Genomic DNA, 22,934 nt, shown 5'->3' with positions numbered 1-22,934 from the left:
CTAGGCGCTCCGTCCCGGCGGGTTTTAACGCACTTTATGCTGAGTTGGTTATTTTTAACTTAGCCCGCTAGGTCTGCAAATAACCGCCTTGCCTAAAGTGCGTTAAATTCCCGCTGAATCCTGCATCTTCAGGTTGTTTGGGTATAATGCCAATTTGAGCCAGATTTACCTTAACGGAGACAAATCCATGTCTATTGAAAGTCAGTTAAAAGCCCAACTTGCAGAGAATCGTGACATAGTGCAAGCCCTGCTTGACGATGGCTCAGAGCCTGATGCGGAATATGTTATTGAGCATCACTTTTCATCGACCAATTTTGACCGTCTTGAAAAAGCGGCTGTGGATGCCTTCAAATTAGGTTTTGAGGTGAATGATGCCGAAGAAATGGAACTGGAGGATGGTTCGATTATCTTCTGTTTCGATGCTGTCGCACACCACAAACTGGATGTTGAACTACTGGACAAAGCGGCCGAGCAATTGCTGCAATTAGCGGTAAAGCAGAAAGTGGAATATGACGGTTGGGGCACCTATTTCGTCGGCGATGAAATGGATGACGAAGAAGATGAAGACGAAGAAGATGATGGTTTCCCTCATTAATTCGTTGGTGGATCTCGAGTTTAGTCTCCACTCGTTTTAAATAAAAATGCCCATCATTGATGGGCATTTTTATTGGGTATACTTAGGATTTACTTGTTTTACTCGTATGTAAAACACTGCAGTTACGGCCTTTTTGTTTCGCTTCGTACAGGGCTTTATCGGAGCAGGAGATCCAGCTAGAACTGCTGGTAATATGGGAGCCAATTTCACATACGCCTAAACTTACCGTCACAGTAATCTTAAGGCTTTCATACACTATGACGGATGCGGCGATTTTCTCCCTGAGTCGCTCGGTAAAGTTCATCGCATCTGCGCCGCTGGTTTTAGGCAATACAACCGCAAATTCTTCGCCGCCATAACGTCCTGCACAGTCGGTATCACGTAAGGATTGGCTGAGTAAGTGCGCAATATGCTGAATGACTTTATCACCCGCCACATGACCATAGCTGTCGTTGATATGTTTAAAGTTATCGATATCTATCATGACTAAACTTGCCATACCTGAGTAGCGGGCATACAAGTCGTACTCGTGGTCTAAACACTCTTGCCAATGACGACGGTTGTGCAACTGAGTTAGACCATCGGTTTGGCTAAGGCGTTCGAGTTGCTCGTTGGCAGCTTTAAGTTGCAATTTGTTGATGGCGATATCTGTCACGTCATAAATAATCACACTGATATGGGTCACTTGTCCCGTGAGCGATGCCAGTGGCAACAAGGTCACGTTTTGGTACATGTAGTCAGCACGGCCCGTTATCGGGCGATAGTTTTTAAATTGGAAAACGTACGGACGTTGTTCCCAGCTGATAAAGGCACGGTTTTTAAGCATAAAAACCGATTCCATTTTCTGCTTTAACCAAGTGGCGGGCAGATCGGGGAAGCGGGTAAACAGGTTTTGACCTTTGATAGAATTAGGGGAAACACCGCTGTGATTCTCCATAAAACCGTTCCACAGCTGGATATTGTAATGGCGATCTAATACCACTAATCCCACCTCTATGGTTTGTACCATATCGATGAGCCAGTGTAGTTCGTTCATTGCGCTTTGGTCATTTGACATAGGATAAAATCCAACTGGTTAATCGAGTAAATAGCCGAGTTTATAGCTAAGTGTGGGGATAGAATCCTCGGTGAAGAGCAGTAGCAAATCGCATTGAATATTATGATCTTCAATCCGATAGTTGATCTCCATTGCCAAAGTTCGGTGCCATTTCTCTGAATTATCATGGATCAGATCGTTAACCGTGCAGTGCCGTCCCAGCACGACAGGGTGAGCCTGACTAAATTTCATATCGAGCTGTTCAGAAATGCCGTTAAGGAAGGCGCCTATCAGTACGTTTCCAGTATCAATTAGGACTTCTATCTCAGTATTTTTGTCTTCTGGATTAGCTAATCCCATCAGCTTGGCCATGTCCTTAAAGCTGGAATCATGGAACAAGAGCAGGGCTTCTCCCGCAATACCCGCACCGATAAAACCTTGGCAGAGCGCGGATACAGTTGAGCTTTCTTCCGTGGCTTTGAGCGCCATGGTTAACTCACTGACTTCAAGCACGTTCACATTAGGAATAGGTAGTAACACGAATACATCGAGTAACTTAGCTAACAGATCGGCGGCGCGTCCCATGGCAACGTTGGCTATTTCTTGGCAAGCGTCGCGCATGTCGACTTTGATCATCGGGACTTCGTCGGTGAGATCTTTCTGCGTCAGTGTTAAGATGCCGTAATCTTGTAAAATGTTGCTGATGGCATCGGCGCTCACCGGTTTTTGAATAAAATCTAACGCACCCAAGGCTTTAACCCGCTCGTGAGCTTTGATTTGAATATCGCCGGATACCACAATAATCAGCGCGGGTAAGTCCTGTTGCTGCACGGTTTGCAGTACTTCATAACCGTCCATGACAGGCATGTTGAGATCGAGAAACACCACTTCGCCTTTTCCAGCGCGGATGGCATCAAGGCCTTCGGCACCATTGGTCGCATAAGTTATTTCCACATCCCACTCTTTGGGGAGTGTGCGGGCCATTTGCTTACGTGCCATGGCGGAATCGTCACAGATGAGTACAGATATTGACATGCTGACTAGTGATCCTTATTTGCCCATTTATTGAAGATAACACTTATTTTTTAGGTCTGACTGACGAATTGCGTTCTTCGGGCAAGTCTGATTAATATCTTTTATATGTAACTTATAGATATCATTGATAAATTTATATTTTCTGATGGCATTAAAATTTGAATCATTGTTGAATCAAATCATGCAGAATCTTAAATCGAACTGGCTAATGTTTAGTAAATAACAAGGATATAGTGACTAAAAAAGGACTATAGAATCCATATATTGCTGCCCAATCATCCTTCGCAGTAGGTAGCATTGCGATACTGGTGTCGATTATTAGCAGTTAAATAGCTAGCGGTTAAATACGCTTAATTATTGAGCTTGCTAAGGCTATCTAATCGAAAAATACATTAGGATTACTGCACGTAGTGATGACAGCCTAACATAAGTTGCCTTCAATCCATGATGGAATTGGCAATATTTTGACTTAAGTCAAAAAACAGGCTTATGTTATATCTTTTAGTGAATTATGCCAAACGTGTTAACATTTATTCTGGACTGACCAGTAACGGAATATTTCATGAGTGGCCAAAGTGTACAAGTTAAAATCGATGATGGCATCGCCTACGTGTTGCTTAATCGTCCTGAAAAAATGAATGCTATTAACTATTTAATGTTTAGTGAGCTTGACTGTGCGATTAAAAGTATTAAATCCAATCGTGCGGTGCGAGCCGTGATCCTCTCGGGAGCGGGTGGGAATTTTAGCTCTGGGCTCGATGTCAAAAGCGTCATGTCGGCACCGATGCAGGCAGTTAAGTTACTGTTTAAGGGGTTACCGGGGAATGCGAATTTGGCACAGCGGGTGTCACTAGGTTGGCAAACCTTGCCTGTGCCAGTGATTGCCGTGCTTGAGGGCTGTTGCTATGGCGGCGGTATGCAGATCGCTTTAGGCGCAGATCTGCGTATTGCTAGCCACGACAGTAAGTTATCTATCATGGAAGCCAAATGGGGACTCGTGCCAGATATGGCGGGTTTAGTCGCATTAAGGCAAATTATGCCTAAGGATCAAGCCATGTTACTTAGCCTGACGGCAAAAGTGCTTGAGAGTCATGAAGCGCTGGCCTTAGGACTCGTGACACAAGTGAGTGAGACGCCCATGGAAGCCGCTGAGAAATTGGCGCGGCAACTGATGCAAACCTCACCGGATGCGGCAGCGGCCATCAAACTTAGCATTAATCGCAGTTGGACTGCTTCTATCCGTAGTCTGCTGTGCCGCGAGTCTATTAGTCAGATTCGGTTATTGTTAGGCAAAAATAGCAAGATAGCGGCGACGCGTCAGCTGAAAGATCCGCAGAAACCCTATCGGGATCGTCAATCGGGTTGGTAATGCTATTTTGTCTGAATTAGCTTGAATCGCCGTTTTTACTGCGCGCCGCTCATTCGGGCAGAAAAGCCTTTGATCGCATTTAAGCAATTCTGCCATGCGCTCTCGTTATCTAAATTGAGCGCTAGGGTAGTTTGGCGATAGTTAGGGCTTTCTAAGGTCACCGCGAGTTTTTTGCGATTGTCGGCTGTTTCTAATGAGGCTGGGTGACCGTCTGGTGATTGAATATCTAAAATGGGCAGCGTAAGTTTTGCCAGTTGCTCCGCGAGTGCTTGATTACGCTGTTCGTCTTCTCGATAGGGATTGATGACAATCAGCACATCGGGATCGGCAATCTTCTTCTGGCTTAATAGGCTAATCAATAATCCTGCACTTTGGTCGGCGGTGATCAAAATACGTTTTCCCGCATAATCTGCACCGACGGCATCTAACTGCGACATGCTTTTGACGAGAAAATCTTCCTGCTCTTGCTGGTGCTTGCTGTTATCTTCGGGCTTGATTTTAGGGCTTGGTTTGTTGGACGGTGAGCTTAATTGCGCGGCGCCAGGCGAGGTCACTTCAGTGGCGGCGGTAGCAAAGTTAGCTGCGGGCATTTCAGTTGGCGGAGTTAAACTTAAGCTGGCCCAACCGGCAGGATTGATATTGCGGCGTACAAACGCCATCAATCCAGGCGCGTCTGCGGTACCATTGGTGGCGGGCAGGATTATCGCCGCACCAAGTTTCTTTTTACCTTCCCATGGTCGCACTAACAAATCGTAGGGCTTATTATCAATCGTGATTTGTTTAATTTCATTTGTGGGTAGATAGCTGTGATTCGACTTTTTGGCACTGATTTCGGCTGGCGCAGATGTTGGCGGAGTTGTTGTCGTGTCTGCCGCGTAGGTAGCGATGGTTGTGATGCCGAGAATGAGGCAAAAGAGGAGTGAAAGAATGCGCGGCATAGAATTGATAACCACCTGTGTAGTCTCATAAATTCATCAGTGTTTGAGTATAACCTGAACAATTACCAAAAAGTGAATTTTCCTCGCCAAAGAATTGCACCTGTCATTTAGTATAAAAAGCCACTTGTAATAAGAGGCCACTTGGAATCGAAAGCCACAGGGCACAAAAAAGCCCAACGCTGAGGCTGGGCTAATTGATGGAAACCTGCTGTTCCGCTTGGATCTATACGTGGCTGACGAGCACCATACGGATCGCATCGAGTTGTAACTGGCTGGCATCTAGATAAGTGTTTAACTCTTGCATCTGATTACGCAGGTATTCCAATTCTTCCTCACGGATATTGGGGTTCACCGCCTTGAGTGACTCTAAACGATCAAGCTCTGCGCTCAGTTGCTGAGTCATTTTCTCTCTGGCTTGGGCGACCATCTCATCGACAACCACTTGAGCATATTCTTCACCCTTAGCAAATAACGGATGCAAAATAGGCTGAGATGCCGTGACTAACTTGCCGCCAATGTGACGATTCACCGCGCTCAATTGCTTATCGAAACTGGCGTAATCCACTTTAGCCGACAGATCGTTACCATTTTTATCCAGCAACACGCGAATGGGTGTTGGTGGTAAATAACGATACAACTGGCTCGACTTAGGTGCAGAAGCATCGGCCATGTAGATGAGTTCTAAGAATAAGGTACCTGCTGGCAGGGCTTTATTCTTCAGAATTGCGACGCTGGTGGTGCCGGTTTCTGAACCTGTGATCAGATCTAGCCCCGTTTGCACCAGTGGATGCTCTTGGGTGATCAGCGCAATATCATCGCGAGATAACGCTGTGTCACGGTCGAAGGTTACCGTCACGCCATCTTCTGGCAAGCCAGGGTAGGTTGGGAACATCATGTGCTCACTCGGGCGCAGAATGATCGAGTTTTCACCCTTATCTTCTTGATCAACACCGATAATATCCCACAGACGGATCACTGAACCGATCAAATGGGTATCACCATCATTCTGGGCGAGGCGCTGGACGATAGCCATTGCCTTCTCGCCGCCGTGTGAGTTGATTTCCAGCAGCTTGTCGCGGCCTTGCTCCATGGCGTGCTTGAGTTCTTTATAACGGCTCTGGGTGTGATTGAGCAGGTTTGTCAGCTCGTCGCTGTCATCAACCACAAGCACGTTTAACAGATCTTCGGCAAATTCACTGTAAAGCACATGGCCACTCGGACAAGTCAGTTCGAAGGCATTCAGCCCTTGGTGATACCACTGCATCAAACGTTCTTGGGCGGTGTCTTCAAGGTACGGTAAGTGAATTTGGATATCATTTTTCTGGCCGATACGGTCTAAACGACCGATGCGCTGTTCCAATAGATCTGGGTTTAGCGGCAGATCGAACAGGACTAAGTGACTGGCAAACTGGAAGTTACGGCCTTCAGAACCAATTTCAGAACAGATCAACGCCTGTGCGCCGCCTTCCTCTTGAGCAAAGTAAGCGCCAGCTTTATCGCGCTCGATAATTGACATGCCTTCGTGGAATACCGTCGCTTGAATCCCTTCGCGGGTGCGCAGGGCTTCTTCTAAGCTCAGGGCGGTTTCCGCTTGGCTGGCGATGATCAGCACTTTTTTGCTGCGGTGTGATTTTAAGAACTCAATTAACCAATCCACACGGGGATCGAACTTCCACCAACTGGCGCTGTTATCTTCAAATTCTTGATACAGTTTTTCAGGACTCAGGGCTTGCGCCGCTTTCGCCTCTAATGACTTGTGTCCGCCCATCATGCCGCTGACGCGTGCGGCTGTTTGATATTGATCTGGCATGGCGTGGGGATAAGCGTTAAAGAAACGCTTTGGAAAGCCTTTTACCGAGGCGCGGCTGTTTCGGTATAACACGCGGCCAGTACCGTGACGGTCAAGTAATTCTTGCAGTAATTCGCTACGGGCGGCCTGTTGTATTCCTGCATCAATACCGTCGGCTTGGATTAAACGAATACTTGGGCTGATGTCTTTCTCGCCCAGTAATTCGGTCAAGCTGTTGATGGCGGCATCGGGTAATTTAGCGTTACCAGCCAAGGCTTCGGCGGCAATGGCGACGTCTTTATAGCTGTCTTCTTCGGCTAGGAAGGCATCGTAATCGTAGAAACGATCTGGATCGAGCAGACGCAAACGGGCGAAGTGACTCTCATGGCCGAGTTGATCCGGCGTTGCGGTTAACAGCAAAACGCCTGGGATGACTTCGCTTAATGCTTCAACCACTTGATAGGCGCGGCTTGGCGCTTCTTCGGTCCATTCTAAGTGGTGTGCTTCGTCAACCACTAACAGATCCCAATCGGCATCAAGAGCTTGATCTAGACGTTTTTTCTTACGCAGTAATTCGAGTGAACAAATCACTAACTGTTCTGTGTAGAAAGGATTGTCGTGATCGGCATAGGCTTCTACACAACGGTCTTCATCGAATACCGAAAAGCGCAGATTAAAGCGGCGCAGCATTTCCACTAACCACTGATGGCGCAGAGTATCGGGCACGATAATCAGAATGCGTTCGGCGCGGCCGGTCAGCAGTTGTTGGTGAATAATCAGACCTGCTTCAATGGTTTTACCTAAACCCACTTCATCGGCTAACAGTACACGCGGTGCATAGCGACGGCCGACTTCATGGGCAATCCACATTTGATGCGGAATAAGTCCAACGCGTGGACCTTGCAGACCCAGCAAATCCGATGAGGCCAGTTTGTGGCGCAACATTTGGCATTGATAACGCACACCAAAACGGTCGAGGCGATCGATTTGGCCAGCAAATAAACGGTCTTGGGGTTTGTTGAAACGAATATTGTGGTTCAGCAGGGTTTCACGCAGTGTAGCTTGCTCGCCTGTCTCACTGTGAATGCCGTGATAGATCACTATCCCGTCTTTCTCGGTCAATTCACTGACCGCAAGGCTCCAGCCTTCATGGCTTTCAACCGAATCGCCGGGATTGTATATAACGCGTGTCAGAGGGGCTTCTGCTCGGGAGAACATGCGGTTCTCACCCGTGGCAGGGAATAATACAGTGACCATACGGCCTTCTACTTGAACCACAGTTCCTAAACCAAGCTCTGACTCGGTATCACTTATCCAACGTTGACCTAAGGCGAACGGCATCTTAAATTCTCATTTCTAGGCGGACTCTAACAAAGGGCGCGTATGTTATACCAATACTCGTGATATTTAAATCGCCCTCTCACCCGTTAGAGCCTAATTCCCAGAGTGCTAGATTACAAATTGTACAAGCGACAAAATTGTCATGTCAGTACATGAAACTGTCACGCTAATGTCACATCCGCGGTTATACACTGCTTCGAGTCTGTAAGGTAAACAATGGTTGCTGTATTGTTATCTCGTGAGTTTGGTGCCAATATCAACTTAAGGTTTAAGTGCGAGTAAAGTGCTATCAACTTGAACCTTATGATCATTCTTTGCCATATGCTTAGCCAGTAATAGGAGCCGTGTAACTTTTATTGAGACTCAAAAGTGTGTTTAAACTTTAATGAAGCACTCTGGAGGCGCCATGGAACAAGACGACAGAAAGTTGTTTGTACTGGATACCAATGTGTTACTACATGAACCTTTGGCGATCTATTCGTTTAAAGAGCACGATGTGGTCATTCCGATGACAGTGCTAGAAGAGTTGGACCAGATTAAAGATCGAAAGAGTGATGTGAGTCGTGATGCTCGGGTTGCTATCAGGGCATTGGAAGATACCCTAGGCGGTGAAACTACCCCTGAGCAGATTATCAATGGCGTCCCTTTACCCAGCCGAGAGGGTCATGCTGATGCCGTCGGTTCGCTCTCAATTTTCCCTGATCACCTTGTCGATTTTACCTTAGGCGCACTGCCTGGAGATGGAAACGACAATCGCATTATCAATACCGCGCTACATCTACAAAACCTACATCATCCCCGTACCGTTGTCTTAGTCACCAAAGATATCAATATGCGCCTTAAAGCCAAAGGTGCAGGTATTCAATTGGTTGAGGATTATCGAACTGACCAGTTGATTGATGATATCCGCTTCCTCAGTAAAGGCTTTTACCAGTTTGAAGGTAATTTTTGGGAGCACTTGAACAAGGTCTCCACCGAGCGCCACGGTAGACATACAGTGTATGAAGTACCGCTCAAAGACCTCGAAAATGATAATTTTTATATCAACCAATATCTTATCGACACAGAGTCTGATTTTTGCGGTCGTGTTATCGAGCGCACAGACACCCATTTACATATTTTAGATTTAGGCCGTGAGCGGGTGAAAAACCTCGAGGCATGGGGTGTTAAACCTAAAAACGTCTATCAAGGCATGGCATTGCAGGCGCTGCTCGATCCCGATATCGATCTGGTTATCTTAACCGGCCCTGCGGGTTGCGGTAAAACCTTGCTCGCCATGGCGGCGGCGTTGGAACTGGTGGTCGAGCGTAATCGCTACGACAAAGTGATCGTCACCCGTAACACCCCTGAAATCGCCGAATCTATCGGCTTCTTGCCCGGCACGGAAGAGGAGAAGATGATGCCGTGGCTGGCCGCGATTACTGATACGCTCGAAGTACTGCATAAGAATGATGTGAATCCCACTGGCAGCATGAACTACATCATGGAGAAGGCTAACATTCAGTTTAAGTCGATAAACTTTATGCGCGGGCGGTCGATCCAAAACTCCATAGTGTTATTAGATGAATGCCAAAACCTCACTGCCTCGCAGATCAAAACTATGATCACCCGTATGGGCGAAGGCACAAAACTGATTTGTTGTGGTAACTTAGCGCAAATCGACTCTAACTACTTAACTGCTGTTACCTCAGGTTTAACCTATATTGTCGAACGTTTTAAAGACTTTGAAGGCAGTGCCAACGTGTATCTGAATGGCGTGGTGCGTTCACGCTTAGCGGAATACGCCGAAGAGCATCTGTAAAGCAGGTCGGTTTAATTTTGGGTAATGACTAAGGCCTCTGATATGGAGGCCTTAATTTTATGGAGTAGTAGATTTTTAATCGACTTATCAGTGGTATGAGTAGGCTTTATCTGACAATTATTTTATGTGATTGGCAGTTCCTTCCTGCTACTATATGGAGCTCATAGTTTTTGCCGCCGTAGGCTGAAATTAAGCGCTGCAATCAAGGGTAGTGGATGAAATCGAGTGAGCCGGATCTCCAACTAAAATCGCCGATCCAGAAGAACTACAACCGTGCCGTTTTTTATACGTACATCGGCGTTATCGTCATGTCTTTGTTGACCGCATGGATGTTTTTCGACCGCCAAAAAGCACAGCAGATGGAACAGCGTGAAGAGCAGGTTCAGCGCCATGTATTGCAAATCGATTTGCTACTTGAGTCGAGCATTAGAGCGGTAAAAAGCTTACGCAATGTTGCTGTGGATCATTTACGTTTGGGCGAACTCGTGCGTAAAGAACGCTTACCCCAATACGGTAAATTCAACGAAAGCGGCCAGTATTTTACCTTAGAACCTAGCTACGCCCAGAGCGGTGAGCCTTTTACCAACATGGGTAGGATTACTGGTGCGGGTTCTCTCGACGGCCGCGACGACAAGTTCTATCAAGAGCTTGAGATGTTGTTTGAGCTGTCATTGTCATTCCCCGTCGCCAAAGAAGCCGCCCCGAAAGCCTCGGCGATTTATTACCTGTCGAAACGTAGGATCATGTCCTACTTCCCTTGGTCGAATGACGATCAACGTTTTAGGGACGAATTACTCAACAAGAAACAGTTCCAATACGCCACCCCAGCAATGAATCCGCAGCGCAGTGTATTTTGGAGTGAAGCCTATGTTGACTCCACGGGCAAAGGCTTATTGACCACTTTAGGTGTGCCCATTTATTTGGATGATGAGTTCATTGGCTCAATCAACTTAGACATGACGCTTGCTTCGTTAGCGCGGCAAATTCGGGTTTACTTTAAGATGCCGGGCACAGTGATTTTGCTCGACCAACAGAACAATATTTTATCCCACAGCGATTTTGATAGCTCAGATATCAATCGGGTCTATCACATCAGCCAACGTATTCCCTCTGAGCTGCATTCTTTACCCGAGTCGGAATTGTTTGATGCCCACGACGGCATCATTCGTAACGGCTATTACATCCACTCGGTTGCCCTGCATAACGCGCCTTGGCGTTTACTGTATTTGCAGGATGAAGACGACCTATTCCAAGACTCGTGGGAAAAACTGCAGCTGACGTTTATTTTAGTGGTTATCGCCCTGTCAGTGTTAGTGACCATAGTGCATTGGCAAACGCGTCGATCTTTTGTGAGTCCAGCCTCGCGACTACTGTCGCACCTTGAAGGTTGCTCCCAAGAGCCGCGTAAGCCACCGGAGAAAATCACCCGCGGCTGGGAACCTTGGTTCTTGTTGGTCAGTCGGATCTTTGAGGAAAACAAACAATATACCCACCATCTGGCTGAGCAGAATAAGCGGCTCGATAAGCTAGTGGCGCGGCGTACTGAACGCTTAAAAGACACCACAGAGCGGCGTGAGCGCGAATATGCGCTACTGCGATCCCTGCTTGACTCAATTCCCGAAGCGATTGTCTTTAAAGATAAAGAAGGCAACTATTTAGGTTGTAACAAGGCGGCTGAGCGCATGCTGGGTTACACTGAGAGCGAGATGATAGGTTTATCATCTGAGGATCTGACCTCGCCTGAAATGGGCATACGTATCCGCGCAGAAGACGAACAAGTCTTAAAAGATCGCACGCCGCTGCGCTACCAAGAAAAGGTCGAGCTTGCGGGTAAACCTGTGCTGCTTGATACCCTCAAACTGCCTTTCTACAATCGCCGCGGCGAACTGCAGGGATTGATTGCCGTGTGGCGTGATGTGACGCGGGAATACGAATCCGCTGAACAATTACGCCTGTCCGAAGAGCGTTATCACTTAGCCATGGATGCGGTGGAAGATGGCCTGTGGGACTGGTATTTAGACTCTGAACAGATCATTTGTAACCCAGCCTATTATTCTATGTTGGGTTATAAAACCAATGAATTCCCAGCTTTAGTATCGACGATTGATGAATTATCCCACCCCGACGATCGTATTCGCGTCGAGGAATACCGTGCTCAGTATCTTGCTGATCCCGTCGGTGCTTTCGAAATTGAATTCCGTATGTTAGGTAAAAATGGCTGCTATCACTGGGTGTTATCCCGTGGTCGTGTGGTGGAGTTCACCGCCGAAGGTCAGCCCAAACGTATGCTTGGTACCCATAAGGATATTACCCGCCATAAGAGTAACGAAGTGGCGTTGCTCGAAGCCAAGCAAGACGCCGAACTCGCTAATCTCTACAAGAGTGAATTCTTGGCCAACATGAGCCATGAGATCCGCACGCCGATGAACGCCATTATCGGTATGTTGCAGTTGGCACAGCGTACTTCGTTAACGGCGCAGCAGAAAGATTACCTCGAAAAAGCCGGTTTCTCGGCACAATCGCTGCTGAGGATCATCAACGATATTCTCGACTTCTCTAAAATTGAGGCGGGTAAGTTGGAGCTTGAGCGGGTGCCGTTCCCGCTTGATAAAGTGCTCGATCACGCTCTGGATCTCAATGCGCTTAAGGCACAGGAACAGGGCGTTGAGTTACTCTTGTATGCCCCTGTGACGGCGGGACTCATTCTTAAGGGCGATCCGCTACGCTTAGGCCAAGTGCTGATTAACCTGTTATCGAATGCGGTGAAATTTACCCAATCTGGCGAGATTGAGCTCGGCTGTGAAGATGTCGGCGAGCGGGATCATCGGATTACCTTGAAGTTCTGGGTGCGCGATACGGGGATCGGCATAGGTAAAGATCAACAGGATAAGTTGTTTGATGCCTTCGCCCAAGCCGACGGTTCGACCACCCGTAAATACGGTGGCACGGGCTTAGGTTTGTCGATCAGTAAGCATCTGGTGTCTATGATGGGCGGCAAGATGCAAGTGCAGAGTGAGCTTGGGGTCGGTAGTACCTTTAGCTTCACCATCAGTTTTGAAATTGCCGAAGCCGCTAAGATTGAACCTTTGGTCGTGCCGGAAAAACTCAATAGTCTACGTACCTTAGTCGTTGACGATAACCCGACGGCACTGCAAATTTATTCGACCTTGATGCGAGATTTCCACTTCGACGTTGATACTGCCGCCAGCGGCGCCGAAGCGCTTTACAAACTGTCGCGGGCACCAATCGATCTGTTATTGCTCGACTGGATGATGCCAGAAATGGACGGTAGCGATGTGGTCAGCGCCATAGATACTATGGTCGCCGAAGGCCGCTTAGCTAAACGCCCTGTGATTATCATGATGACGGCCTATGCGGCAGAGCCCTTGCAGCATGAAGTCGATAGTGCCAATGTGTTTGCCGTACTGCAAAAACCGTTTAAGGCATCGAGTCTGTTCGATGAGATCATTGCCGCCTTTGCCGATGAACCGAGATTGAATGTGGTTCAGCCTATGGTTGAAGTTCAAGTTGAGGAAGGAGAGCACACAGGTTTAGTGCTGCTGGTGGAGGATAACTTTATTAACCAGCAAGTGGCCACTGAACTTCTTAAGAGCGCTGGCTACGAAGTGGTGCTGGCCGACAATGGTCAAGTGGCGCTGGATACTATCGACTCGCGGCCGTTTGATGCTGTGTTGATGGATATTCAAATGCCAGTGATGGACGGGTTAACGGCCGCAAGGGCATTGCGTGAGCGTTTTAGTGCCGATGAACTGCCTATCATTGCCATGACAGCCCATGCCATGTCGGGCGACAGGGAAAAGAGTTTAGCGGCGGGGATGAATGCCCACATCACTAAACCCATAGTGCTTAACGAATTATTTGAAACATTAAATCACTGGATCAAACACAAGAACCAGCATCAGAATCGTTAATTTATTTGCTCGGGGCCAGTGATGGCCTCGCATTATTTACTTTAAATCAATCGCTTGAGATAAGCAGTCATCAAAGATGCATATGACATAAATGACTTAATAAGGTAAATAACGCAGCCAGCCGAATCAGGAGGAAAGATGAAACCCCAAAGTGTAGCCTTAGCCTTATTTATAGCGCTGTTAGGATTTCCCACCGTTACGGTCGCGGCAGCCGCGCCTAGCGCCAAGATCATTAAGCTGGGCCAAGAGGCGAAAGGGTTTCTTAATCTCTATTACGAGGAGTCTGAGGGAGAGTTATATCTTGAGGTCAATCGTTTAAATCAACCTTTTATCTTAGTTACTAGCCTGCCACAGGGCGTAGGATCAAACGACATTGGTCTCGATCGCGGCCAACTGGGTCAGACCCGTATGGTGCAGTTTGAGCGCCAAGGTCCCTATGTTTTACTCAAGCAACTCAATACTCAATATCGTGCGAATACCTCTGATGCCGCCGAGCAAAGAGCGGTTGAAGAAGCCTTTGCCGATTCTGTGTTATGGCAAGGCAAAGTGATTGAGGGCAAGCCAGATTTGGTAGCGATTAACGATCTGGTGCTCAATGATTTACACGGCGTGTCTTCCGTATTGCAACAAACAGAGCAGGGCAATTATCAGCTCGATTTGAGCCGTTCTGTCATCTTACCCAAAGGGATTAAATCCTTTGAGAAAAACGCCGATGTGGATGTGCAACTGACGTTCAAAGGCGATGTTGCTGGCGCGCAGGTCGCACAGGTAACACCCGATGGCACCTTAATGTCGGTGCGGATGCGTTATTCCTTTGTTGAGCTGCCTGATACCGACTATCAGCCGCGGGCTTATCATCCTATGAGCGGTTATTTGTCCGATGAGTATCGCGATTATGCCACGCCCTTTAACCAACCTTTAGTGCAGCGTTTTATCCTGCGCCACCGTTTACAGAAAGTGCATCCAGGCCCAGCGCCAAGCGAAGTCGTTAAACCTATTACTTATTATCTCGATCCTGGCGTGCCAGAACCTATACGGTCGGCGTTGCTCGATGGCGCGCGCTGGTGGGAGACGGCTTTTACTCGGGCGGGATTTATCAACGGCTTTAAAGTTGAGTTATTACCTGTAGATGCCGATCCGCAGGATATTCGCTACAACATGATCCAATGGGTGCACAGGGCGACGCGGGGTTGGTCCTATGGCGCCGCACTGACCGATCCTCGCACCGGTGAAATCATCAAGGGTCAAGTCACGCTCGGCAGTTTGCGTGTGCGTCAGGATTACTTGATTGCTAAAGGCTTAACCGCAGGCTGGCAGGATAGAGTGGCGGCCGAGAAAGCGGCGACTGCCTTGTCGCTCGCACGTATTCGCCAACTGGCTGCCCATGAAGTTGGCCATACGTTAGGGCTCGATCATAACTTTGCCGCTTCGACTAATCAGGATGCCTCTGTGATGGATTATCCCCATCCGAAAATCCAGCTAAAGGGCAATGATATTGATATTTCAGCACCTTACACTACAGGTGTTGGACCTTGGGATGATTTTACTATCGCCTATGGTTATAGCGATCAAGGCGATGCCCGTACCCAACAAGCGCTGCAAGTCGACTTACTGGCCGATGTAGCCAAACGTGGCTTACGTTATATCGGTGAGGCCGATTCTCGCCAAAAGGATGCGAGTCAGGCCTATGCCAGTTTGTGGGATAGTGGTGACGATCCGATCGATCAGCTGGGTAAGTTAAATAAAATTCGCACTAAGGCGATTGCGGATTTCTCCAGTGCGGCCTTGTTACCCAATGAGCCACTGGGCGAGCTAGCCGATGCCTTTGCGCCAATTTATTTGCTGACGCGTTATCAAATCGATGCGGTCGCTAAGTTTATTGGCGGCACTGACTATAACTATCAATCTATCGGCGAAGGCAGCCGCTGGAGCTATATTGCGCCGCAGTTGCAGTTAACAGGCTTAGACGCGTTACTTAACACGCTCGATGCGGCGAGTTTAACTGTGCCGCAAACCTTGCTCGACAGTTTAGTGCCAAAGGCGGGGAATTATCATGTTACGCGGGAATCCTTCGATTCAGGTCTAGGTGCAATTAACGACCCTCTCGGTATGGCTGAAGTGTTTAGCCGTCATACTGTGAGCTTGCTATTGATGCCTAAACGCTTGAATCGTGTCAGCCAAGCATCCATGGCAGATAGTGAGCAGTTATCGGTGACGACATTATTGGATAAGTTATTTGCGGCGACCTTGTATCAAGAGGATAAGCTCGCGCTGGTCGAAGGCGTATGGATGCGAGTGAACGCTGTGGTGATTGATGAAGTGCTGGCAACGCTGCACGATCCTCAAACCTCACCAGAAGTGAGGGCTGCGATCAACGATCGCGCTCAGTTTGTGATTAAGCAATTGAAAGCGAAGTCGAATCGAGCGAATGTGAGTCTTGCGGCGCACTATACTTGGTTGCAACAGGGTCTTGCTGCGGGTTTGACCGATGCTAAGGTTAAGCTTATTCCTAAGCCGTTAACCTTACCGCCGGGATCGCCGATTTAATCCGATGAACAAGGCGCCATTAGGCGCCTATTTCTTTTGGGTTTTTCGGATAAAAGTGCTCGGCTTTACGCTCTAGATGAGTAAAGCGGCGGGTGTTTTTGTAGGGCAGTTTCATAAAGCCCGATACGCCGTGGCCTTGGATTTTTCCGACATGATGCAAGATGCGATCGAGGCTCGCGCGAAACGCCGCTTGCTTACGCGGATTGAGCAGCTTCAAGTAACTGTGAATTTTTAAGTGATTCGGCAGCGCCTCAAAAATGATGCAGCCTGTGTGGTGAATTTGGTTGATGCGGGCTAATTCTTCCATGATTTCATGGGGTAATTCGAGGTTCTCATCGGGATCTTTACCGTCTTCAAAATAAGAATGTAACCGCGACTTATCTTCTAAGGTGGGTACGTCACCGACTTCGAAGGGCAACTGCAGTGCTGCACTGGCGACAAAAGGCTCGCTGATATCTGTTCGCTCGATATGCAGCGTGTCTTTGGCGTTAAAGAAACAGGCCTTAAATACCCCAATACGTTTAATTCCCCGCGCGAGATCCACCATATTGTTGACCGCAATAATTAAGGCACTTTTTTGTTTTGCATCGTAAATCGCAAGATTGGAGTCGATAAACACGCCGGTTTCCTGCCAATGAATAGCCAGACCACCCACGATCGGATATTGCGCTAAACGACCCACTGCGGCGATAAAGCCTTTTTCGGTATCGCCCATGCCAGCGAGGAAGTTACGGTAATATTTTTCGAGCTGAATATCATCCATCTTAGCGATGGGATCTTGGGCGTTGTGTTCCTTTAAAAAGGATTTACGCGAACTGTAGCTGACGGTTTCAACATCTTTGTTGCGGGATTGCACCCAAACAGGAATTTCACCCTGTAAATCAGCTTTGGGCAGTTCAGGTAAATGTAATCTGTGGCTGTGGCGCATACTTTTTAAAAAGTAATCGCCGGCAATGTTGCGCTGCTGCGGATCAGTGCTGAGCATGCCTTCTAAGGTACGGGCTAATTCTATCGGTAAGCCAATGCTGGTGGGCGAGATCACCTGTGCACCGAAGCGACTTGCTTGCCCTGAGGCGAGGGCATATAGAGTCGCGGCAACTCCTTGCTCGTCAAAGCGCGGGCTGGAGAGTGCTCCATTGAGTTGCTCTTCGCCGATAAAGTACACATCACCCATGCGGGCGTTGGTATGTTGTTGATCGCTAGACATTAACGCCATCACATTGTCTTCGACGGGTTTGTTATGTTCATCCCGCTGCGCAAATACCGCTGAGCCCCAATCGATTAACGATAAGTGTTGTTGTTCAATATCGTAAACCAGATTCGAAGGTTTGATATCGCCGTGCACTAAAGGCTTGCCCGTGCGCAGGTAATACAAGATATCGGCGAGTTGGCGGGCGATGCTCATGACCATAGCGGTCGGTAGGGCGCCCATGCGGCGGCAAAGTTGGTCGAGATCTTCCCCTTTTGCCCGTTCCATCACGAGTATTCCCTGCTTACCTACTCGCTCAAATTTGATCGCCCCTGGCACATTAGGGTGCTTGAGTAAGGAGAGCATAAAGGCTTCTTCTTCGAGCCGATCTTGAATGTGTTGTGGCAAATTAATCCGTGAAAACTTAAACACATGGGCATCGCCAGCTTGATTGATACCCGCAAACACGAAACCGTAGGCGCCTTTGCCGACCAATTCGATATCGGTATAACCTAATTTGCTCAGCTGTTGTTTACAGAGGCGGATCCACGCCTTGTGTTTACGGGCATCATTGGCTTTGAGCAAGTAAATGGATTGCTCTTCAGAAATATAAAAATGCTGCAGCTGAGGTGTTTGCAAATTGTGCTCCTTGTTTTGTTCATTTAACCAGTAAGCGGGGGAGATAATCAAATAGCGGGTGGCTTTATTTTAGTATTTTGAATGGCATTGATGTTCAGCGTCAGGCGCGGCTTACCTATACGATCATTTCGTCACTGACTTTGACTTACATCAAATTAAATCCTCGCGACTATAGGTAATCTTTGGGACATTAGATGGAATCAATTTTTGTTAATTAACCCACAGACAAAGTGCAGCTAAGGAGGGCGTATGCCCACCCAATATAAGGCCTTGTTGATCGAACTTTTGGAATATCCGCGTAAGCGTATTTTACAGTCAATGGAAGTGACCCATTGCCCGCATGCGGTATTTTTTAATGATAGAGACGAGCAATGTTTAACGTGTCATCAGGGCATGGAATGTATCTGGATGAACCAGAATGACGAGTTGGTGGCCGTGAACGAAAAATCGATTGCCGAGTTAAAACAGCAGTTGTTGATCGCCGTGGACTTTATCGACTCATCTTTAAGCCCACATCATTTATCACGCCGTCAATGCCAATGCGATAACTGTGTTTGGCTGCGTAAAGTGCAAGCCACGTTAGATCAGTAAGTGAGTCTTTACATTGCTGAGTTTGCCGAATGGCAGGAGGCTTTGCATCCACTTTAAAATGTCATTAGAGTAAGGACAACATTAGCGAATAGAGATAAACCCATGGAACCCGGTTTTTGGCATGAAAAGTGGCAGCAGCAACAGATAGGTTTTCATCAGCAAGACATCAATCCTTTCCTCGTTAAGTATTGGCAGCAGCTTGCATTACCCGCAGATACCAAGGTTTTTGTGCCCTTATGTGGTAAGTCGCTAGACATGTGTTTCCTCGCAGAACAGGGGCATCAGGTCATAGGGTGTGAGTTGAATGAATCGGCTGTACAGCAATTTTTTAGCGATAACCAACTCGAGATGACGCAAACGGCCGTGGGTGAACACCAGCATTATCAAACCGAACAGATCAGCTTGTATCAGGGTGATATTTTCACCCTACCTAAGGCTATCACTCAAGACGTGACGGCATTTTATGATCGCGCGGCTTTGATCGCATGGCCAGAAAGTATGCGTGCACAATATGCCAAGCAGTTAGCGAGCTTATTACCTAGCGGCAGTGTCGGTTTATTAGTGACTTTAGATTATCCGCAAGAATCCCTTATCGGCCCGCCTTTTGCGGTATCCTCTACTTGGGTAGAGCAGCATCTAAGTGAGGATTTTGATATTGAAGTATTAGCGTCGCAAGATGTGTTGGCCGACAATCCACGTTTTATTAAGAAAGCAGTGCCTTGGCTTAATGAAGCGGCCTATTTGTTGAAACGTAAGTAGGCTTGACTCGGAAGTTGGAGCTGTAACCCCATTGAATTATTCGCGGCTTTCGAGCTTGGAGTTCAGTGGGCTTGTCATTAAAACATCATATCTAAAGTCTAAACTGGCAAGATTATTTAAGACGAAGTGGCGGATAGAAGGCTTTGTTGTCGCGGGACTTTTTTGGATTGAGTTTGCTTGAGCTGGATTAAGTTTGCTTGAGTCAGCGTGTATTTAACTTGTCGGAAGTTTGTTGGTGAGTGACTTACCCTTTACCACGCTATTCGCGATGAACTCTATGCGACTTCGTAATAATTAGGCTCAAGCTCTAGTTGGTTTTGAATGATCTGCACTGCCATTCTGGCGCATTTACCACATTGATCGGCAACACCTAAGCGCTTTTTTACGTCAGCAAGCGAGCTATCGCCCTGGCTTACTGCGTTTTTAATTTGCGTATCAGTGATCGCATGGCAAAGACAAACGTACATATATTAGTCTCCAATCGAATTGTGCTAATTCTAAATGAAAACGCTTATCAAATGCAATCATGTTTTTTGGGTGATTTTCATACTTTAACTCTTTTGTTACATGGCGCACATTTTATCGTCTATGCTAGGTGTGTTTTAGCACTAAAAAGCTAGGCAGTTTTAGAAGTAGGTTTAGGAATACAGAGTCAGGGTGATGATGCCTCACGGATGGATAACTCATGGATGAATAACGAAGAATTAATCAAAGATCCATAAGGTTTCATGAGAACAAATCTACCAGTTACACAGCGAGAATATGATTATCCAGCGGATTGGATTTTATTGTCGACTACGGATACTCAAAGTCATATCACTTACGCCAATCAATCTTTCTGTACCGTTGCCGGTTACGACCTCGATGCCATGCTAGGCAAGCCCCACAACATGGTGCGTCATCCAGATATGCCTCCGCAAGCGTTTGAAGATCTGTGGCGATGTATCAAAAAAGGCGAGCCTTGGAAAGGGATAGTGAAAAACCGCTGCGCCAATGGCGATCACTATTGGGTCGATGCCTATGTCTCACCGATTTCAGTTAATGGCAAAGTCGTCGAGTTTCAATCTGTACGCACTAAACCCACACGCGATCAGGTTAAGCGTGCAGAAATAGCCTATGCGGAGTTGAACAAAAAGGGCAGCGTCAGCGCGTTAAAACGTACCTTGGATATGCCAGTTAAATTGCTGTTACTCGCATTGGTTGCCATGCTACCTATCTTTACCTTGCTCTGCAAATTGGCTTAATGGGCTTTATTGCCCTAGCGATAAGTGTCCTAGTATTGCTGGTGGGCGGCAATCTGGTGCTGAGTCGCTATTACGCGATAGTGGCTAAGGCAAAGCATATCTACGATAACCCCTTGATGGCGCATATTTATAGTGGAAGCAGTGATGATCTTGGCGTGATTGATTTAGCACTGCAAATGCAAAATTCAGAGCTTAAGTCGATTCTTGGGCGTGCATCGGATTCCTGTTATAACGTGTCAGAACAGGCCAAAATATCTGCCGCCAAGGGCAAACAAATCCAGAGTACCAGTCAGGCTCAACTATCTGAAATAGAACAAGTTGCTACAGCGATGCAGGAAATGACCGCCACATTAGGCGATATGTCCTCCAATTGTGCCGATGCGGCGAGTGCCACGCAAATGGCATCCGCTGAAACTATTAATGGTGATAAAACGGTGTCGAGTACTATTCGCTCGATTCAAGCCATGGCGGAGCAACTGCAACAAACCTCAAAAGTTATTACTGAGTTAGAAGCCCACAGTAAAGATATTGGCACAGTGCTCGATGTGATTCAGAGTATTGCGGGTCAGACGAATTTGCTGGCATTGAATGCGGCAATTGAAGCGGCTCGAGCGGGTGAGCAAGGTCGTGGCTTCGCTGTCGTTGCCGATGAAGTACGGGCGCTGGCACAGCGTACTCACGATGCCACCAAAGAAATCCACAGTATGATTAATCTGTTGCAGCAGGGGACGAATAAAGCTGTTATCAGTATGCAGCAAGGAGTGGTTGCCGCTTCTGAATGTATTTCAACGGCGGATTTAGCAGGTACGGCATTACGTACGATTCGTGAGGCCATTTCGACTATTACCGATATGACGCACCATATTGCCAGCGCGGTTGAAGAGCAATCGAGTGTGGCAAATGAGATGAATCGCAGCGTGGTGAATGTGTCACAATTTACCCATTCTAGCCATCAACTCGGCAGTGAAATGGTCGGCTTGAATGACGAAGTGACTCGCGAGATGGATTCTCACTCGGTATTAGTCGAGCAATTCTTAAAGCGCAGCTTTAGGATTTAACTGACTAAAATTTAAGATAAAAAAGGCAATAGTCTGACTATTGCCTTTTCTTTTACTGATTTCTAACTCAATTTCTTATCTTTGATCTAATAACCTTTACTAAAGTCGACTCGATTCTGCAGTGGCTCACCCATGATGTAGCGGCGATAGTTTTGGCTAAAGATATCGACGATTTGTGCAGGATGGCTTGGCGCCGAAATATGCGGCGTGATCACGGCATTTTCCCGTTCCCAAATAGGGTGGCTATTGGGCAAAGGTTCCTGAGCAAATACATCGAGGATCGCTTGCTGACTAGGATTAGCGATAAGTTGGATATTGAGTGCATCGAGATCGAGTGCATCACCGCGGCCGACGTTAAACAGCACTGCATCAGTTTTTAACATAGCTAACATGTCAGCATTGAGAAGATTATGCGTTGCAGGAGTGCTTGGCAGTAGATTTGCAACCACATCGGCCTGTGTTAACACTTGGCCTAAATTGGCCATCGCTTCAATGGCATCAAAACCTTCAACGGTATTACCACTTCGATTGATCCCTGTGACATGCATGCCAAAGTGTTTTGCCGTTTTCGCTAAATGCTGGGCAATTGAGCCTGTACCGAGTAAGAGTAATCGCATTCCCTGTAGGCTTGAATGGCGCTGCTGGGGTTGAATCAGCCACTGTTTTTGTCCTTGTTGCTGGCGATAAAAACGATGGCCGCGGATATGCGCGAGTAAATAGCCAAATAGATACTCACTCATCAGCGGGCCGAAAATGCCTTTAATATTGGTAAGTTGATAGTCTTTTCTGCCCCTTGGACTCATCAGGGCATCTATGCCAGCAAAGCTTGATTGTAACCATTGCAGATTTTTAGCATGGGGTAATAGGGGCGCGGCGAGTTTAGGTTCGGCTAACCAAATATCTGCATCAATTATGCCCGCTGGATTATCATCGAGTAACGTTAAATCTGGGAGACTCTGCGCTTCAATCAAGTCGCGGTACTGTTGATTTGCCTTTGTTAGCAAGAGTAACTTGTGCCCCATGGCGTCTCCCTTTATGCTTGGTTATTGTTATTTTTCAATACGCTGTCGC

Annotated in this window: 14 protein-coding genes and 1 pseudogene; 8 read left to right on the top strand and 7 right to left on the bottom strand. The window is 47.3% G+C overall.

The features are described from left to right. The first annotated feature begins 187 nt into the window (after positions 1-187). Positions 188-595, top strand: coding sequence for a ribonuclease E inhibitor RraB (rraB, locus tag L5L97_RS14760; protein ID WP_113939164.1), 408 nt, complete (start codon positions 188-190; stop codon positions 593-595). Positions 596-677: 82 nt separating this feature from the next. On the opposite strand, the gene L5L97_RS14755 is transcribed toward rraB, so the two are convergent. Together L5L97_RS14755 and L5L97_RS14750 are read right to left on the bottom strand one after the other, a co-directional pair. Next, entirely contained in the window at positions 678-1,652 is a 975-nt protein-coding gene (locus L5L97_RS14755; RefSeq protein ID WP_113939163.1) for a sensor domain-containing diguanylate cyclase, read from the bottom strand. A gap of 18 nt (positions 1,653-1,670) precedes the next feature. Next, the gene (locus L5L97_RS14750; RefSeq protein ID WP_028759518.1) at positions 1,671-2,666 is read right to left on the bottom strand and encodes a response regulator; all 996 of its coding nucleotides are present in this window, start codon (positions 2,664-2,666) and stop codon (positions 1,671-1,673) included. A gap of 562 nt (positions 2,667-3,228) precedes the next feature. Here L5L97_RS14750 and L5L97_RS14745 point away from each other — a divergent pair. After that, the gene (locus L5L97_RS14745; protein WP_113939162.1) at positions 3,229-4,035 is read left to right on the top strand and encodes a crotonase/enoyl-CoA hydratase family protein; all 807 of its coding nucleotides are present in this window, start codon (positions 3,229-3,231) and stop codon (positions 4,033-4,035) included. Between the two features lie 35 nt (positions 4,036-4,070). Here the strand turns inward: L5L97_RS14745 and L5L97_RS14740 are convergent, their stop codons facing one another. After that, positions 4,071-4,973 carry an alpha/beta hydrolase family protein gene (locus L5L97_RS14740; RefSeq protein WP_263182562.1) on the bottom strand — a complete coding sequence of 301 codons (903 nt, stop codon included), beginning with the start codon at positions 4,971-4,973 and terminating at the stop codon, positions 4,071-4,073. A 223-nt stretch (positions 4,974-5,196) separates the two neighbouring features. Then, on the bottom strand, positions 5,197-8,103 hold the full coding sequence (rapA, locus tag L5L97_RS14735; RefSeq protein ID WP_263182560.1) for an RNA polymerase-associated protein RapA: 2,907 nt from the start codon (positions 8,101-8,103) through the stop codon (positions 5,197-5,199). Between the two features lie 406 nt (positions 8,104-8,509). Here rapA and L5L97_RS14730 point away from each other — a divergent pair, with 406 nt between their 5' ends. The 3 genes from L5L97_RS14730 (at position 8,510) to L5L97_RS14720 (ending at position 16,383) form a co-directional block, all read left to right on the top strand. Next, entirely contained in the window at positions 8,510-9,904 is a 1,395-nt protein-coding gene (locus L5L97_RS14730; protein ID WP_263163646.1) for a PhoH family protein, read from the top strand. Between the two features lie 215 nt (positions 9,905-10,119). Then, positions 10,120-13,836: a response regulator gene (locus L5L97_RS14725; RefSeq protein WP_263182558.1), complete on the top strand. Its 3,717-nt coding sequence runs from the start codon at positions 10,120-10,122 to the stop codon at positions 13,834-13,836. 138 nt (positions 13,837-13,974) lie between these two features. Next, the gene (locus L5L97_RS14720; protein WP_263182556.1) at positions 13,975-16,383 is read left to right on the top strand and encodes a zinc-dependent metalloprotease; all 2,409 of its coding nucleotides are present in this window, start codon (positions 13,975-13,977) and stop codon (positions 16,381-16,383) included. 19 nt (positions 16,384-16,402) lie between these two features. On the opposite strand, the gene L5L97_RS14715 is transcribed toward L5L97_RS14720, so the two are convergent. Next, positions 16,403-18,211 carry a protein kinase domain-containing protein gene (locus L5L97_RS14715; RefSeq protein ID WP_263182553.1) on the bottom strand — a complete coding sequence of 603 codons (1,809 nt, stop codon included), beginning with the start codon at positions 18,209-18,211 and terminating at the stop codon, positions 16,403-16,405. A 249-nt stretch (positions 18,212-18,460) separates the two neighbouring features. Between L5L97_RS14715 and L5L97_RS14710 the strand changes: the two genes are divergently transcribed. Then, positions 18,461-18,802: a hypothetical protein gene (locus tag L5L97_RS14710; RefSeq protein ID WP_105250285.1), complete on the top strand. Its 342-nt coding sequence runs from the start codon at positions 18,461-18,463 to the stop codon at positions 18,800-18,802. Positions 18,803-18,904: 102 nt separating this feature from the next. Then, positions 18,905-19,561, top strand: coding sequence for a thiopurine S-methyltransferase (locus L5L97_RS14705; protein WP_263139787.1), 657 nt, complete (start codon positions 18,905-18,907; stop codon positions 19,559-19,561). 275 nt (positions 19,562-19,836) lie between these two features. Here the strand turns inward: L5L97_RS14705 and L5L97_RS14700 are convergent, their stop codons facing one another. Further along, positions 19,837-20,028: a bacterioferritin-associated ferredoxin gene (locus L5L97_RS14700; RefSeq protein ID WP_076498521.1), complete on the bottom strand. Its 192-nt coding sequence runs from the start codon at positions 20,026-20,028 to the stop codon at positions 19,837-19,839. A gap of 261 nt (positions 20,029-20,289) precedes the next feature. Between L5L97_RS14700 and L5L97_RS22895 the strand changes: the two are divergent. Further along, positions 20,290-21,863 (top strand): annotated as a pseudogene (locus tag L5L97_RS22895) (PAS domain-containing methyl-accepting chemotaxis protein). Between the two features lie 86 nt (positions 21,864-21,949). On the opposite strand, the gene L5L97_RS14685 reads toward L5L97_RS22895, so the two are convergent. Next, the gene (locus tag L5L97_RS14685; RefSeq protein ID WP_263182550.1) at positions 21,950-22,885 is read right to left on the bottom strand and encodes a D-2-hydroxyacid dehydrogenase; all 936 of its coding nucleotides are present in this window, start codon (positions 22,883-22,885) and stop codon (positions 21,950-21,952) included. Between the last annotated feature and the right edge of the window lie 49 nt (positions 22,886-22,934).

The organism is Shewanella sp. SM71 (assembly GCF_025653905.1).
Taxonomy (GTDB): Bacteria; Pseudomonadota; Gammaproteobacteria; order Enterobacterales; family Shewanellaceae; genus Shewanella; species Shewanella oncorhynchi.
The sequence above is the reverse complement of the archived record's forward strand: the minus strand, read 5'-3'. Positions and strand labels throughout refer to the sequence as shown.